This is a genomic window from Streptomyces inusitatus, from assembly GCF_014651115.1.
GTDB lineage: Bacteria > Actinomycetota > Actinomycetes > Streptomycetales > Streptomycetaceae > Streptomyces > Streptomyces amakusaensis.
In genome coordinates, this window is the sequence record NZ_BMWG01000002.1 from 578,176 (window position 1) to 594,549 (window position 16,374).

Below are 16,374 nucleotides of genomic sequence, written 5' to 3' on the forward strand. Positions count from 1 at the left end.
CATCACACCGGCTTGAGCCCCGGGTCCCCCGCCTCGGTGACGAAGGACGCGGCCGTGGTGATCGGCGCGCCCGGGACGGTGACGGCGGCGACCGTCCTGAAGTCCGCGCGCGCCCGGCGCTCGGAGAGGGTGACGGTGGTGTAGCCCCGGCGGCCGTTGAAGAACCGCAGGTGCGGGTTGGCGCGGGTGAGGTCCTCGTAGTTGCCGGGCCGGTCGGAACCGTCCCCGCCGCTGCTCACCGAGGTGGTGGCGATCTCGGTGCCGAGGGTGCGGGAGCGGGGGTCGTCCCAGTCGGCCTTGAGGTCGAAGCCGTACGCGACATGCACATCGCCCGTGAGGATCATCAGATTCCCGATCCCCGCGGTCCGCGCCCCGTCGAGCAGCCGCCGCCGGGCGGCCGGATAGCCGTCCCAGGAGTCCATGTCCACCCGGTGCCCCGCGCCGGGCGCGTCCCGCCGCCGGGCGAAGGTCACCTGCTGCGCCAGGATGTTCCAGGTCGCGCCGGAGTCCCGCCAGCCGTCCAGCAGCCAGCGCTCCTGCGCCGCGCCCGTCATCGTCCGCGCCGGGTCGTCCAGCTCGGGCCCCGGCGGGTGCCAGCCGTCCCCGTACAGCTGGTCGGAGCGGTACTGCCGGGTGTCGAGCACATCGAACTGCGCGAGCCGCCCGTAGTGCAGCCGCCGGTAGAGCCGCATGTCCGGGCCCTTCGGCCGCTGCGGCAGCCGCAGCGGCTGGTTCTCCCAGTACGCCCGGTACGCGGCGGCCCGCCGCAGCAGGAACTCCTCGGGCGGCACCCCCTCGGCCTCCGCCCGCCCGGCGGCGTAGTTGTTCTCGGTCTCGTGGTCGTCCCAGGTGAGGACGAAGGGGTGGGCGGCGTGCGCGGCCTGGAGATCGGGGTCGGAGCGGTAGAGACCGTAGCGGAGCCGGTACTCCCCCAGGGTGCGGGTCTCCCGGTTGAAGTGGGCGGGGAGGGTGCGGTCGGTGTACTCGCGCGCGCCGCCCGCCGCGTTCACCCCGTACTCGTAGAGATAGTCGCCAAGATGAACGACGAGGTCGAGATCCTCGTCGGCGAGATGCCGGTACGCGGTGAAGTAGCCCTCGTGGTACGCCTGACAGGAGACGGCGGCCAGCTTCACATCGGTGATCCGCGCCGTTCTGGCGGGGGCGGTACGGGTGCGTCCGGCCGGGCTGATCCAGTCGCCCGTCCGGAAGCGGTAGTGGTAGACGCGGTCGTTGTCGAGGCCCTTGACCTCCAGATGGACGCTGTGGTGCACCTCGGGGTGCGCGGTGACCTTGCCGCGTTTGACGATCCGGCTGAAGCGGGCGTCATGGGCGACCTCCCACTGAAGCGTGATCTTGCCCTTCGGCAGTCCGCCGCCGGGTTCGTGGGGACGGGGCGCGAGCCGCGTCCAGAGCAGCACGGAGTCCGGCTTGGGGTCCCCGGACGCGACACCGAGGGTGAAGGGGTCCGACGCCAGGCGCTTGGCGTCGGCCTCGGCCTCGGCCGCGTGCGCGTGCCCGGAGCCGGGCAGCCCGATGCCGAAGGCGAGGGCCGCCACCGCGCCGCCGACGAGCCCGCGGCGCGGGAGGTACGAAGCCGTCCTCCGCTCCGCCCACCCCTCGGTGATACGGCGGGCGGCGGCGCGGAGTTCGGGGTCGTGGGTGTGGGCGTGGGTGTGGTCCTGGACGGCCTGGTTCATGGGCGCACCCCGTGTGGCCGGGGGTCTACGCTGCGGCCCCATGAACGCTGAGACTGTTTCCCCGAATTCCCCGCATTCCCCGCGCTCCTCGAAGGTCGCTGTCGTGACCGGTGCGGGTTCGGGCATCGGCCGGAGCGTCGCCGTGACGCTCGCGGACGCGGGCTGGTCGGTGGCGGCGGCGGGCCGCAGAGCCGGGGCGCTGGCGGAGACGGCGGCGCTGAGCACCGGAACGATCCTCTGTATCCCCACTGATGTGACGTCACCGACCGATGTGAACACGCTTTTTGCGACAGTATGCGAGCATTTCGAACGTGTCGACCTGTTGTTCAACAACGCGGGTGCGTCCGGGCCGCGCGGCCTCTCCTTCGAGGACATCCCCTACGACGAGTGGCGCGCGGTGGTGGACGTCAATCTGACCGGGGCCTTCCTCTGCGCCCAGTCCGCCTTCCGGGCGATGAGGACCCAGTCCCCCCGGGGCGGCCGCATCATCAACAACGGCTCGGTCTCCGCCCACACGCCCCGCCCGCGCTCGGCCCCGTACACCGCGACGAAGCACGCGATCACCGGCCTGACGAAGTCACTGTCGCTGGACGGCCGGGAGTACGGGATCGCCTGCGGCCAGATCGACATCGGCAACGCGTCGACCGAGCTGACCCGGGGAATGCGTACGGGCGTTCCCCAGGCGAACGGGGAAGTGGCCGTGGAGCCGCTCATGGCGGTGGCGGACGTGGCACGGACGGTGCTGCACATGGCCGAGTTGCCGCTTGAGGCGAATGTGCAGTTCGTGACCGTGATGGCGACAGCCATGCCCTATATCGGCCGGGGCTGAACAAGGCCCGAGGAGGGTCCTCCGCCGGGCCGCGCATGGGACGCTGAACCCATGGATCACACCACCCTCGACCCGATCTGGGACGCCGTAGACCGCCTTCACACCTGGCTCAACGACAACAACACCACCCGCCCGCGCGAGGAAGAGCTGCTGCTGCGCGTCCTCAAACTCTCCGAGGAGGTCGGCGAGGCCGCCCGGGCGGTGGTCGGGGCGACCGGCCAGAACCCCCGCAAGGGCGTCACCCACCGCTGGGAGGACGTCGAGTCCGAACTCTCCGACGTCATCATCACGGCCATGGTCGCCCTCCGCACCCTGACCCCGAACGCGGCGGCGGTACTCGAAGGGCGAGTGGGCGCGGTGGCCGCGAGGTCGCTGGGCTGAGCCTTCCCCATACCGCGCGTCACCGGCGCGTACCCCTACCGGCCGTGTGCGGCGGCCGGGAAGGGTACCCCCCCCCCGGAGCATTTCGAAGGCTTCTCCAACGCCACCGCCTGAAGGTTCGACATCTCGTCCCTCAGGCCGCCTCATGCGGGAGCGGGTCCGGCAGCGCAGGTCCGACAGTGATCACATCGCCTCCCGCCACCCGTCGTACCGGAGAGGTAACAGATCTTGGGGCCGCCACCCCCGCCCCACCCACCCCCGGATACATTCGCTGTCCCCCCACACACACCATCCGTTCACCATCCACGATCCACCAAGGGGAATGGCGCATGAGCCAGCAGTACCCCGGGCAGCAGCCCTATCCCAACCACCCCGGCTACGGCCCGCCTCCCCCGCCCCCGAAGAAGAAGCTCTCCACCGGCGCCACCGTCGCCATCGTCCTCGGCAGCGTCGTCGGCTTCTTCCTCATCCTCGGAATCATCGGCGCCGCCCTCAGCAGCAGCGACCCCACCGACAAAAAGCCCGACACCGCCAAGGCCCCCTCCATCCCGTCCGCCGCCGAGAAGCCGGAGAAGGCAGAGAAGACAGAGAAGGCAGAGAAGGCAGAGGCAGCGGAAACGGCCGAGAAGCCCGCGCCCGCCCAAAAGTCATACAGCAACGGCGACTACCTCGTCGGCGAGGACATCCCCGCCGGCACCTACACCACCCCGGGCGCCAAGAAGGGCCCCTTCGAGTTCTGCACCATCACCACCAAGCCGGCCGAGGGCGAGATGCCCCAGATCAAGAGCGCCAACGCCGACGAGCGAATCATCATCACCCTGACCAAGGCGGACGGGGTGCTCACGGTGCAGGGGTGCGAGCCCCTGACTCCGCGGAAGTAGCTCTCGCGGAGGGGGTGGGGCCCGGGGGTGGCGGGCTGGGATGGCTCGATCCCAGTGATCACAAACGTCCAATCGGCCACGCAGGCCCCGCGCGAGCGAGGGTGTTCCCGCCGTGGTCTGTTCCAGCGCCGCACGGTGCATGTCGGCCCCGCGTGTGCGGGGATGGTCCGCTGGACATGCTGGGCGTACGGCTGCGATCGCGTCGGCCCCGCGCCTGCGGCGGGGAGGCGGATTCCCCGCACCCGGCCCCCCGTACCCCCCCAAGCCAACTAGGACGGCAGCACCCCCCACCCCGTTCATCCACACCGGAAGCGCGACCAGAAGTCGCACCCCCACAATCCATTTCCAGCCATCATTCACCTTTCAATCAACCTCGGAGGCCCGAACTCCACTTCTCCCGGGGTGAGCGAGGCGGCACCGGCTCGCTCAGCCCCCAGGAGGATTTGTGTTCAACAAGCAGCAGCGCGCAGGGGTCTCGGCGCTCACCGTCGCGGTCTCGCTGGCGTTGGTCGCCGGAATGACCGGGGCGGGGACCGCGGCCGCCACCGCTTCCTCGCCGCACGGCGGCAGCAGCAGCGGCAGCGGCGGGAACAGCAGCGGCAGCGGGGTGGCGGCGGAGTGGGTCGCGCTGGTCACCGGGGACAGGGTCAGGGTGGACGGGCAGGGGAAGGTCACGGGCTTTGATCACGGCGAGGGGCGGGAGGGGATAGCCGTACAGACGTACACCGATCGTGGTCACACGTACGCGGTGCCTCATGACGCGCGTGAGCTGATAGCCGACGGCAGGCTGGACCAGCGGCTGTTCGATGTGACCGAGCTGAGCCGGCCGGAGAGCCGGAAGGCGTACCGGGACGGGCTGCGGCTGATCGTGGAGTACGGCGGGGCGGCGGCCGGGACGGGGGCGCGGAAGGCGGTTCGGGCGGCCGGGGAGACGGAGTTGAACCGGTCGCTGAGGACGCTGAACGCGGATGCGGTGACCGCGACGCCGGAGCTGTGGGAGACGCTGACCAGGGGGACGAACAGCGGGGCGCGGGCCACGGCGGCCGGGATCAGCAGGATCTGGCTGGACGGGATCCGCAGGGCGACGCTGGAGAGGAGCACCGGGCAGATCGGCGCGCCCAAGGCGTGGGAGTCGGGCTACGAGGGCAAGGGGGTGAAGATCGCCGTACTCGACACGGGGGTCGACGCCGAGCACCCCGACCTGAAGGGCCGGGTCGTCGCGGCCCAGGACTTCAGCGGGTCCCCGGACGCCACCGACCGCAACGGCCATGGAACCCATGTGGCCTCCACGGCCGCCGGCAGCGGGGCCCAGTCGAAGGGAACCCACCGGGGGGTCGCGCCCCAGGCCGAGATCCTCAACGGCAAGGTGCTGGGCGACGACGGCTTCGGCAGCGACTCCGGCACCCTCGCCGCCATGGAGTGGGCGGTGGCCCAGGGCGCGGACATCGTCAACCTCAGCCTCGGCGGCCGGGACACCCCCGAGATCGACCCGCTCGAAGCCCACATCAACAAGGCGACGGCCGAGACCGGCGTACTCTTCGCCGTGGCGGCGGGCAACGGCGGACCGCAGACGATCGGCTCGCCCGGCAGCGCCGACGGCGCTCTCACCGTCGGCGCCGTCGACCACGCGGACAAGCTCGCCGACTTCTCCAGCACCGGCCCCCGCCTCGGCGGCGGCCTCAAGCCCGATGTGGCCGCGCCCGGCGTGAACATCTCCGCCGCCGCGGCCTCCGGCACCGGAACCGGCACCACCCCGGGCTACGCCTCGATGTCCGGTACGTCGATGGCCACCCCGCATGTCGCGGGCGCCGCCGCCCTCCTCAAGCAGCGGCACCCGCGGTGGAAGGCCAAGGAGCTGCGGAGCGCGCTCGCCTCGTCCGCGCAGGACACCGGGCACACCCCGTACGAGCAGGGCACCGGCCGGATCGTCGTCGACAGGGCGATGAACCAGACCGTGGTCGCCGAGGAGTCCTCCCTCAACCTCGGCAAGCAGGCGTGGCCGCACACCGACAACACCCCGGTCACCAAGAAGATCACCTACCGCAACAGCGGTACGGCGGACATCGCCCTCGATCTGAAGATCGCCGCGCACGGCCCCGGCGGCAAGCCCGTCCCCGCCGGCTTCTTCGCCCTCGGCACGGACCGGGTCACCGTCCCGGCCGGCGGCACCGCCTCCGTCGACTTCACCGCCGACACCCGCGTCGGCACCGACAACGGCCACTTCACGGCCACGGTCGTGGCGTCGTCCGGCGACGGTCAGACCGTCCGGTCCACCGCGGCGGTCGAGCGGGAGGTCGAGTCGTACGAGGTCACCTTCAAGCACATCGGACGGGACGGAAAGCAGAGCCGGAACTTCGAGTCGACGCTGTCGTCCCGGACCGACGGGGAATGGCACTTCGTCAATTCCGCGGACGGCGATGTCACGCTCCGGCTGCCCAAGGGCGAGTACGTCCTCGACGCGCAGTCCCTGATCGACCTGGACAACCCCGACCAGGGGCGCGACATGCTGATCCAGCCCAAACTGACCGTCGACAAGACCCGGACGGTCACCCTCGACGCCCGCCACGCCAAGCCCGTGAAGATGACCGTGCCCGACAAGAAGACCTCCTTCGTCGGCGGATTCATGCAGTTCACCCGGTCCACACCGGACGGCGGCAGCTTCAACGGGTTCTACGCCACCGAGGACTTCGCCCGGTTCCGCGTCGGCCACCTCGGCCCGCAGGTCACGGACGGATCCCTGAAGCAGGTGTGGGCGGGGAACTGGCGCGGAAAGGGCGCCGCCACCGGCACCGGCACCGGCACCGGCACCGGCACCGGCACCGGCACCGGCACCGAGTACAACGCCGCCTCCGGCGGCCCGGTGAAGCGGATCGCCACCGGCTACACCCGCGCCTTCAAGGCCGAGGAATTCGCGACGGTGAAGGTCGGCATCGGCGCCTCGGCCAAGGGCAAGCAAGCCGTCCTGGGCGCGAACCTGAACATGCCGCTCGGCGACTGGGGAGTCTCCGACCTGAGCCTCGCACGCCCCCTCCCCGACACCCGCACCATGTACGTCTCCACCGGCGACAAGGCCAAGTGGAGCTTCTCCTTCCTTCAGCTCGCCGAAGGTGACCCCCAGAACGGCTACCGCGTCGACGCCGGCCTGGACTCCCGGCCCAAGACCTACCCCGCCGGCAAGACCCACAAGGAGACCTTCAACACCGCCGTCTTCAGCCCGGCACAGTCGTCCCTCGCACGCCTCGACGACCGGATGATGGCCCAGGTCCCCCTGTTCTCCGACGGCCGGGGCCACACCGGCTCCTCCGCGACCACGTCCGAGAAGACCACCCTGCACCGCGACGGCAAGCAGATCGCCGAAAGCACCAAGGCCCTGACCCGCGGCGAGCTGCTCCCCATCGGCAGCGAGCCCGGCCGGTTCAAGCTCACCACCTCCGTCACCCGCAGCGCCGCCACCGCCCGCGTGAGCACCCGTATCGACGCCGACTGGACCTTCCGCGCCGGCAAGGCCCCCGCGAACGACGTCGAGACGCTCCCGATCTCCACCGTCCGCTTCACCAACGCCAAGGTCAACAACGACAGCACCGCCCCCGCCGGCGCGACCCAGACCATCCCCCTCCACATCCACGGCGCCGCCGCCAAGGGCAACAACGTCAAGTCCCTCACCGCCCACGCCTCCTACGACGGCGGCAAGACCTGGCGCAAGCTCACCATCACCGACAACAAGGCCACCGTGAAGAACCCCGCCAAGGGCAAGGCCATCACCCTCCGCGCCCAGGTGACCGACAAGCAGGGCGGCACCGCCAAGGTGACCGTCCACAACGCCTTCTTCGGCAAGTAGGCACCGGCAGCACGCAACCGCATCCGCCACTGCGGCGGCCCGGCGGAGCACCTCGTCACGAGGGTTCCGGCGGGCCGCCGTCCGCGTTCGGGGCGCTTCGGAGTGCTTCGGAGTGCTTCAGGGTGCCGCGCGCACTCAACCTGAGGTCGTGGACGCGACTCCGCCGCATGGGGGATGAGCCCGGCCCGCGAGGGTGATCCTTTGCGGTGGTCGCCGGGCCAGGCTGAGGTCATGTCCCCGAAGCTCCTTCACACTCCCCCATCCGTCGACGACACCGAGCGCCCGGTCCCCCGCTGGGCGATGCGCCTCGCCTACGCGCTTCCGTGGCTTCTGCTGCCGTCGTGCCTGTGGCGGCTGCCCTTCGCCTTCCACTTCGAGATGGGCCAGGTCCAGGGACTCGGCATGCCGCCGTACTGGATCAGCGTTCCGTACGTTCTCGGGCTCAGCGTGCTCTCCGAAGCGATCGCGGTCCTCGCGATCGGCCTGGTACGGGGATGGGGCGAGGTGGCACCCTCCTGGATCCCGGTCATCGGCGGCAAGCGCATACGGCCGATGGCGGCCGTCGCCCCGGCCGTCATCGGCGGCCTGGCCCTCACCGCGATGTTCACCGGCATTCCCATCGGCGACGGCAACAGGCTCACCCCGTACGGCGTCATCGAAACCGTCCACTACACCAGCGACGCCTGGCAGATCCTCGCGACGGTGTGCGTCTCCCCGACCGCCCTATGGGGACCGATCATCATCGTCCTGGCCATCGCCTACTACCGTCGCCGTCGGGCAGAGCCCCGAACGGGCGAGTGAGGTGAGTGGGGCGAATGACCGGAGCCACCGGGTGCCATGATCACCCGGTGGCCCCCGGGCCGCGCCCCCGCGACAGCGTGACCAAGCGAAGGGACCTGGCATGCGCAAACTCGTCCACTACATCGGCACCACTCTCGACGGCTTCATCGCAGGCCCGGACGGCGGGGACCCCACCGGCCCGAACGGCTTCTGGCCCATAGCCGAGGACTACGTCCAGCACCTCGTGACCGAGTACCCGGAAACCCTGCCCGTCCAGGCCCGGCAGGCCCTGTCTGTCACGGCCGAGGGCACCCGCTTTGACACCGTGCTCGAAGGCCGGCGCAGCTACGAGATCGGCCTCGCCGCCGGCATCGCCGACGCCTACCCCCACCTCCGCCACCTGGTCTTCTCCCGCACCCTGACCGAGAGCCCGAACCCGGCCGTCGAACTCGTCGCCGACGACCCGGTGGCCACCGTTCGCCGGCTCAAGCACCAGGACGGCAAAGACATCTGGCTGCTCGGCGGTGCCCAGCTCGCGGGCGCCCTGTACTCCGAGATCGACACCCTGATCCTCAAAGTCGGCCCTCTGACCATCGGCAACGGCATCCCGCTGTTCTCCCGCGAAGCCGCCTTCGACCCGCGTACCTGGACACTCGCGGACCACACCGTCCTCAAGAGCGGAGCGGTGTTCCTCACTTACACGCGCGTCAGCGACTGAAGCGACCTCCCGGACAGCCGGGGGCGGCCCCTCGGCCGCGCGCTTCCGTCGAGGCGCGACCGAGGACCCGCAGAACGCCACGTACGCCCTATTTACCTGTGTGCGGCGTCGCGGTGGTCGCAGGAGGACGGGCAGGAGGAGCGGGCCTCGACACGGACGTCGTCGATCACCGGGCCGTTGGCCGCGGTGGGACCCGTGGTGCTGACGAAGGCGATGGTCGTCGTGGAGGCGTTGGCCACGAAGGCGAACTGGCGGTTCACGTACCCCATGGCCGCGTAAGTCTTGCCGGTGACATCGAAGGAGAAGTTCTGGAACTCCTGGCCGTCGATGAGTACCTTGCCCGTCTTCACGGCGGGGGCGGTGTCGGTGGGGTTGCCTGCGAGCGCGTAGGTGACGGTGTACGCGGTGCCGGGGGTGGTGGTGAAGGTCTGGCTCACGGCACTCGTGCCATTGAGATCGACGGACTGGTCCCCCTCGGCCGCCTGCCAGGTCCCGGCGCCGATCAGGTCGACCGCCCCGAGGCTCACGGACCACGGGCCGATGTCCTCTCCCGGGAAGTACGGGGTGAAGAGGTTGGCGGGGGCCCTGGGGTATTCGAAACTGCCGTCGTGAAAACGGCTGACGGGCGGCGGTGCCGCCACCGCGCCGGAGCTGACTCCCGCACCGGCCAGCAGCAGGGCGGCCACAGCGGCGGAAGCGGCGGAAGCGGCGGAAGCGCGTAACGAGAACATGGGCTCTCCCTGAGACGTGAACGCGAACGTGATCGTCAGGCTCGTACGGTCCCGGACGGGGCACTCCTCACCTGCCGGGAACCGACGGCCAGGCTACGGCGACCCGGCCTCCCGGGTGGAGACGCTGTGAGCCGCCCCGAGCGGCGCTTATGAGCGCTGAGCAGCGCTCGGTTCAGCCCCGCGCCCCTTCGACCGCCCCCGGGCGGTGGCCGGCGTCGAGGGCCGGCTGTTGCAGGGGCGGGGAGTTCGGGTGGTTGGGGCTTTCGGAAGGGGCATGCGGGTTACGGTTCTCGTGGTGCTTTTCGTCGGCTTGAGGGACGGATCCAACTGAATGAGATGGGCCTTGATCGCTGACGAAAGGCGAGGTCAGGAAGTGTCGGCCCCGCGCATGCGGGGATAGCCCGGTGATCGCGCAGGTTCCCGGCAAGCCGAACGCGTCGGCCCCGCGCATGCGGGGATAGCCCCCTCGACTCCTGGTAAAGCTGGGCGGCCAGCAGATCGGCCCCGCGCGTGCGGAGACAGCCCCTCCCCTACCAGCCGTCAGGCCAGAACCTCGATGTACCCGTCGGTCCCGTGTACGCGGATCCGCTGCCCGTCCCGGATCAGCCGGGTGGCGCGGTCCACGCCCACGACGGCCGGCAGGCCGTACTCCCGGGCGATGACCGCGCCATGGGTCATCAGACCGCCCACCTCTGTCACCAGGCCCGCGATCCCGACGAACAGCGGGGACCAGCTCGGGTCGGTGAAGGTCGTGACCAGGATGTCGCCCGCTTCGAGGTCGGCATCCGCGATGTCGAGGACGACTCGCGCCCTCCCCTCGACGGTCCCGGCGGAAACCGGCAGGCCGACGAGAGCACCGGCGGGTACGTCCTCGCGGCGGTACGCACCGGTGACGGCCTCGCCGTCCGAGGTGAGCACGCGGGGCGGGGTGAGCGCGGCGTACGAGCGGAACTCGTCCTCGCGCTGCCGGATGAGCCCGTCGTCCACGCGCTGTGAGCGCACGGCCTCGTGGAATTCCGGGAAGGTGAGGAAGAAGACGTCCTCCCGCTCGGTCAGTACGCCGGACCGCACCAGGCGCTCGGCCTCGGCGAGCAGGGCGCGCCGGTAGACGAGGTAGCGGCTGACGATGCCGTACTTCGGGTACTCCCGGTAGCCGATGAAGGTCCGTACCCGGTCGATCATCCGCTTGGTCTCGTCGGCCTTCTGGTCCCCGTCCGGCAGGGCCCGCAGACGGGACAGTACGTCGAGTTCCTTCTCCAGCGCCTTCTGCCGCCCCTGCTCGAAGCGCTGGCCTGCGGCACCCGGTCCAAAGTTCCTGACGTTGTCGAGGATCGCCGGGACGAGTGTGGCGGGCCGCTCGACCCAGCGGGGACGGGTGATGTCGATCTCGCCGACGCAGCGCATGCCGTACCGGTTGAGGTAGCCCTCCAGGGCCTCGCGCGCCTCGGCTCCGCCGGGCAGCTTCACCAACTCGTCGAGCCCGTCCCGGAAGTCCTCGTCCCCGACGCTCCGCAGGAACTCCACCACTTCCGGGTGCGGGCGGATCGCGTCGGCGACGTCGAGCAGCTCCAGTCCCATCTCTGAGGTGATGTTGCCGGGGGCGGACAGGGTGAGCGTGTCGGCCGCGTTCTTCTCACCCAGCCATTCCCGCAGCCGGTCGTTGAGCCACCAGGTGGCTTCCATCCCGGCCATGATCGCTTGAAGGCTGAGCGGATCGGCGAGCACTCGTTTGTGCTCCTCGAAGGCCTCCAGCAGGAAGTCGAACAGCGCCGGTCCGGTCTTCGTCCGGATATCGCGCTCCAGGGCCGCGACGGAGGCCCGGCTGCGTTCGACCAGCCCGGTGACGACCGCCGGATCCGTCGCGACAGGGGCGGGCGGAGCGCCCGCTGCGGCCGGCGGCCCGCTTGATTCCGGGGCCGATTCAGGGTCCGGCTCCGGTTCCGGTTCCGGGAGCAGGGGGATGAAGTCGTCGCGGTCGAGGACGGTCTCCAGCGCGTCCCTGACCAGCGGGTCATCTCTGCCGATCAGGCCCAGGAGGCCCGCCCGGCTCGCGGGCGAGGTCAGATGCCCGGTGGCGTCGACGAACAGCCGCCCGCCGGCCTCCCGCATCGGCGCCATGGCCGTCAGCTGCCACACGGACAGGCCCAGGGGCTTCATGGGGTCGGTCATCATCTGCTGATGGCCGACGGAGACGTAGACACGGTTCTCCCGGTCGCCCGCCTCGGGAACGGGAACGGGGAACAGCGTGGTGATCGGCCGGCTCTGAACGATCCGGAAACCGTCCTCCACCAGGCACCATTCGATGTCCTGCGGTCGGCCGAAGTGCGCCTCGATCCGCCGCCCGAGCCCTACGAGGCGTACGACCTGCTCATCGGTCAGCGTCGGCTGCCGCTGCCGCCGCGGGTCGACCGCGACCTCCCGGGTGCCGCCGGTCGGCAGGGCGAGTACGGCCCGCTGTTTGGCGGCGATGGTCCTGGCGACGATCTCGTCGTCCCGCACCGCGAAGACGTCCGGGTTCACCAGACCGGAGACCAGCGCCTCGCCGAGGCCGAAACCGGCGTCCACGGTGGCGACCTTCCGGTTGCCCGTGACGGGGTCGGCCGTGAACAGGATCCCGGACGCGTCCGGGAACACCATCCGCTGCACGACCACGGCCATCTGGACCGTACGGTGATCGATGCCGTTCCGCCGCCGGTAGACCACCGCCCGTTCGGTGAACAGCGAGGCCCAGCAGCGGCTGATGTGCCGGAGCAGCGACGCCGGTCCCACCACGTTCAGATACGTGTCCTGCTGCCCGGCGAAGGATGCCGTCGGCAGATCCTCCGCCGTCGCGCTGGACCGTACGGCATAGGCGGCGTCCCGGTCCCCGTACCGGGAGAGCGCGCCGATCACCGCCTCCGCGAGATCGTCCGGGACAGCCGCCTCCTCGACGGCCCGGCGGACCTCCGCGCTGAGCGTACGGATCCCCTCCCGGTCGTCCGGGTCCACCCGCGACAACCGGTCGAGCCGGTCCCCGATCGCCGGGATACCCGCCATCACCCGCCGGAAGGCATCCGTCGTCACACAGAAACCGTCCGGCACCCGAACCCCGTCGATCCGCGACAGCCCGCCCAATTGCGCGCCCTTGCCACCGACGACCGCTGTCCGCGTCTCATCGACCTCTTCAAGATCCAGCACATACATCTCAGCCATCGCGACCGGCGCCTCCCACTCCGTCGAACCACCTGCTGGTGGCGTCGGTCGACGATTTTCCGCCCAGACCGGGGCCTTGTGGCAAGCCCCCCAGTGCGCTATAAGTTGAGAACGGCAAGGAGAGCTCTATCCATCTCCTTGCCTTTGTTTTTGGTTCGGGGCCAGTAGGGCTTGGATCCGCCCCAGGACCTCCACCGGCAGTCCGCGCGGCCGTGCGGTCCGGCCAGGGACTGAGAGTCCGGTGTTCATACCTTGCTCGCGACCACCATGTAATTCTCGGCCTCAAGATCGAACGTGCTCAGTTCCGTCTGGAGTCCGACCCGGTGCAGATCGGCTTCGAGTTCCTCGTACCGGTAGGGCCAGCAGGACAGCAGTTCCGAGCGGACAAGAACCAACCCGGTCGCATCAACTTGCGCGATCGCAATCTCGATGTGGTGCTCCTCCTCCCAATGCGGCGCAATCTCCCAGCGGTAGACCACGACGGCATCGCGACCGTTCCGTCGGACGAGTCGGTCACCGATCTCCAGCCGGGAGCCTCTGGCCCTCACGAGTTCCCAAGTGCGGGATGTGAGTACCAAGCGCCCGCCGGGGCGCAGAAGCCGTGACATCGACTCCAGAGCAGCACCCCTGCCTGTCGCGCCCTCGGCGTGGTGAAGCGAGTTGCCAACGCAGAACACCATGTCGAACGTGTCGTCCTGGAAATGGTCGGGCAATTCTTCCCAGTTCGCCCGGATGGCCCGGACGGATGCCCCGAACTCCTCAGACAACTCCGCAGTCCGACGAACCATCCCCTCGCTGGCGTCAGTCGCGACAACCCGCATGCCGCGACCGGCGAGGCCAACCGCCAACTGTCCGGTTCCGCACGAACAGTCGAGGACGTGAGCGTTCGACGGCAGGAGATTGAGGACGTCGTCGTACGACGCAGCGAACTCGGCTGGAGGCAATTTTGCATCCGAGATGAGCCATTCGTACACCTCGGCAAGCACGTCATAGCCTGTCACAACCACTACCTCCGTCACTCGGCAGACTCACGGTAGGGCGCCAGTCCATCAGCGGAGCAAGCCGGATGCCAATGGTTTTCGCGGAGACGATGCGTTCAGCCTCACGGAGCAATTGGGCTGGGCTCAGGAATTGCCCTCGCACGAGCTGTCCCGTCTGACCGACCGGCCCCGCCATTCCTGCCGGACTGGCATAACCAGCCGGGCCGGCCGCTCCACCCGGCGGCCCTTGCCGTGACGGTGGTGAGGGCGGCTTCGGGGCTTTCGGCTCGTCTTTATCGGGCGCGCTTTCGTGAGCGTGCACGGCAGGCCGGTCCTGTCAGCAAAGGTGCAGAGGTGTCCAAGTCGAGCCTCTACGAACCGACGCGAGAGGATCAGGGCCATTGAGGCAGCATCAAGCGGTCCGCCGGGGGGCGGTGCTCTCTGCCCTTCCGTGCACGATGAGCTGGTTCACCGGTCTTCGGCATACTGGCGAGGAGGGGGAACGAGCAGCAGGTGTCTCGACGCGGGCAATCGGCGTTGACCGAGTTGCGGCAGCGGAGGCGGGCGGGCCTCATGCGAACTCGACATGCCGAAGTGCTATTCAGCTGACAAAAAGCCAGGTCAGGAAGTGTGGGTCCCGCGCGTGCGGGGGTGGTCCGTCCTCGTCGGAGAAGCCCAGGTCCGGGAAGGCGTGAGTCCCGCATGTGCGGGAATGTTCCTCAGTCCTGAAGGTTGCGGTTGATCCGCAGGCTACTGAGGGCGCATGGAGCCGAGGGTCACCCGAGGTAGGGAGCCGGCCGGTTCTCCAGGAAGTGGGTCAACCGCAGTCGCTGGGTGTGGTGCATGGGCAGCGCGGCCAGCTCGCCGGGGTCCACGAAGCGGAGTTCTGTGCTCTCGTCAGAGATGGTCGGCGTCCCGCCGATGACGCGCGCCCGGAAGCACACGTTGAACTGTCGCCGTACCTCCCCGTCGCTGTACGCGACGATGTGGCGTGGGTCGGTGTAGGTACCGACAAGGCCCGTGATATCTACGTCCAGCCCGGTCTCCTCCCGGACCTCCCGGACAGCCGCTCCCGGCAGCGACTCACCCATGTCCATTCCCCCGCCCGGCAGCGCCCACAGGCCGTTGTCCCGGCGACGCTGGAGGAGGATGCGGTTCTGGTCGTCGGTCACGACGGCGGATGCCGCGACGACCATGCTGTTGGGCTTCAGGGCGTTCGGGTCGTCGTAATACTCGGTCCGAGCCATGGGTTCAGCCTTCCACGGGGCGAGCGGCCTCCCGCACAGCTTCAAAGCTGCTCGCGCAGGTGTCGAACATCGCTCCTGCGCTACGCCGTGGGAGGTGCCAAAAAGAGGGCCGACAACGAAGGGATTCCGCCGCCTTCCAAAGACCCTGTTCGGATCGGTGCTCGTCGCCCCGAGACAGGCAGGTACGGACACTTCGTCGAGCCCTGGCAAGTTTCGGCAAGTTCCTCGCCTGGCAGCGAAGACAAGGGCAAGCTCAGGTTCGGGAAGTACCACCAGTACCCGAGGAGGCACGTCATGGCACTGCGCATGCTCGGTAAGGACCCGAACAGCCCCGACGGCAACTCGCCCACCGTCTACGTGGACGATGAGGCGGACCGGTACCTCGTGCAGGGGTTCAAGGTTCTGGACGAGGAGCGGCTCGGGCAGATGAACATCCCCGAGCACGAGACGGTGGTGGAGATCCCTCGCTATATGGTGCAGTTCTTCCTGCCGAGCGACAGGAAGACTGCCGCCGAGGACGCCGAGCCGGAGGTACAGAAGGGTGTCGAGTATCCCGACGTTTAAGGAGCTGTTCCGCGACTGCCAGAGGACGGCGATCCATCTGGAAGCACGCGATGCCTACAGCAAAACGGACTCGGCCTTCGTCGACTGGAAGGCCGGAGAGTCCATCGATCCCGCCGAACGCTGGAGTGGCTGGCTCTCCATCGTTTCGGAAGCGGTCTCGCGGGGTGTCGAGGTACGTCGGGCGCGCATCGTGTCGACGCCCGTCAGCGAGTACATCCGCTTTGAGCACGAGGTCACTCAGGGCCTCAACATCAAAGCGGGCGAGCAGGTGCGATGGCTCCCCCGACGGAGCGCGTCGGACCTGCTCCTTCCGGGCAATGACTTCTGGGTGTTCGACTCCCGGCTGCTGTACCTGAACCATTTCGACGGGGAGGGCGAGGCCACAGAGCCAGAGATCACTGACAACCCGGAGATGGCCAAGCTCTGCGGATCGGCCTTCGAGGCCGTCTGGGACAGGGCGATTCCACACTCAGAGTTCGAAACGCACTGACACTTCACATAGGACCGTCATCCCGCAATGGAACCGCCGGCATCTT

General features: G+C 69.3%; 13 protein-coding genes. 8 read left to right on the forward strand and 5 right to left on the reverse strand.

All coding sequences use genetic code 11. The features are described 5' to 3' along the window. Window positions 1-2: 2 nt before the first annotated feature. Complete coding sequence (locus tag IE247_RS06460; RefSeq protein ID WP_190121897.1) at window positions 3-1,697, reverse strand: alkaline phosphatase D family protein; 1,695 nt, start codon at window positions 1,695-1,697, stop codon at window positions 3-5. 40 nt (window positions 1,698-1,737) lie between these two features. Between IE247_RS06460 and IE247_RS06465 the strand changes: the two genes are divergently transcribed. From IE247_RS06465 to IE247_RS06490, 6 genes are all read left to right on the forward strand, one after another. Further along, the gene (locus tag IE247_RS06465) at window positions 1,738-2,526 is read left to right on the forward strand and encodes an SDR family oxidoreductase (protein ID WP_190121898.1); all 789 of its coding nucleotides are present in this window, start codon (window positions 1,738-1,740) and stop codon (window positions 2,524-2,526) included. A 51-nt stretch (window positions 2,527-2,577) separates the two neighbouring features. After that, complete coding sequence (locus IE247_RS06470) at window positions 2,578-2,907, forward strand: MazG-like family protein (protein WP_190121899.1); 330 nt, start codon at window positions 2,578-2,580, stop codon at window positions 2,905-2,907. A gap of 329 nt (window positions 2,908-3,236) precedes the next feature. Next, window positions 3,237-3,788 carry an Rv1352/Rv1906c domain-containing protein gene (locus IE247_RS06475; RefSeq protein WP_190121900.1) on the forward strand — a complete coding sequence of 184 codons (552 nt, stop codon included), beginning with the start codon at window positions 3,237-3,239 and terminating at the stop codon, window positions 3,786-3,788. A gap of 445 nt (window positions 3,789-4,233) precedes the next feature. Further along, window positions 4,234-7,626, forward strand: a complete 3,393-nt coding sequence (locus tag IE247_RS06480; RefSeq protein WP_308433196.1) for a S8 family peptidase — start codon at window positions 4,234-4,236, stop codon at window positions 7,624-7,626. A 231-nt stretch (window positions 7,627-7,857) separates the two neighbouring features. After that, window positions 7,858-8,427, forward strand: a complete 570-nt coding sequence (locus tag IE247_RS06485) for a hypothetical protein (protein WP_190121901.1) — start codon at window positions 7,858-7,860, stop codon at window positions 8,425-8,427. 100 nt (window positions 8,428-8,527) lie between these two features. After that, entirely contained in the window at window positions 8,528-9,124 is a 597-nt protein-coding gene (locus IE247_RS06490; protein ID WP_190121902.1) for a dihydrofolate reductase family protein, read from the forward strand. Between the two features lie 92 nt (window positions 9,125-9,216). Here IE247_RS06490 and IE247_RS06495 read toward each other — a convergent pair whose 3' ends face one another. The 4 genes from IE247_RS06495 to IE247_RS06510 form a co-directional block, all read right to left on the reverse strand. After that, a complete protein-coding gene (locus IE247_RS06495) occupies window positions 9,217-9,855 on the reverse strand; it encodes a choice-of-anchor C family protein (RefSeq protein ID WP_190121903.1) in 639 nt (212 codons plus the stop codon). Window positions 9,856-10,395: 540 nt separating this feature from the next. Further along, the gene (gene rph / locus IE247_RS06500) at window positions 10,396-13,047 is read right to left on the reverse strand and encodes a rifamycin-inactivating phosphotransferase (protein WP_190121904.1); all 2,652 of its coding nucleotides are present in this window, start codon (window positions 13,045-13,047) and stop codon (window positions 10,396-10,398) included. 245 nt (window positions 13,048-13,292) lie between these two features. Further along, window positions 13,293-14,048 (reverse strand): class I SAM-dependent methyltransferase, encoded by a 756-nt coding sequence (locus IE247_RS06505; RefSeq protein ID WP_190122114.1) that lies wholly within the window; start codon window positions 14,046-14,048, stop codon window positions 13,293-13,295. 755 nt (window positions 14,049-14,803) lie between these two features. Next, the gene (locus IE247_RS06510) at window positions 14,804-15,274 is read right to left on the reverse strand and encodes an NUDIX hydrolase (RefSeq protein WP_190121905.1); all 471 of its coding nucleotides are present in this window, start codon (window positions 15,272-15,274) and stop codon (window positions 14,804-14,806) included. Between the two features lie 294 nt (window positions 15,275-15,568). On the opposite strand from IE247_RS06510, the gene IE247_RS06515 reads away from it, so the two are divergent. Together IE247_RS06515 and IE247_RS06520 are read left to right on the forward strand one after the other, a co-directional pair. Beyond that, the gene (locus tag IE247_RS06515) at window positions 15,569-15,838 is read left to right on the forward strand and encodes a hypothetical protein (RefSeq protein ID WP_190121906.1); all 270 of its coding nucleotides are present in this window, start codon (window positions 15,569-15,571) and stop codon (window positions 15,836-15,838) included. Next, the gene (locus IE247_RS06520; protein ID WP_190121907.1) at window positions 15,816-16,328 is read left to right on the forward strand and encodes a DUF6879 family protein; all 513 of its coding nucleotides are present in this window, start codon (window positions 15,816-15,818) and stop codon (window positions 16,326-16,328) included. The genes IE247_RS06515 and IE247_RS06520 overlap by 23 nt, the downstream gene beginning before the upstream one ends. Window positions 16,329-16,374 lie beyond the last annotated feature (46 nt).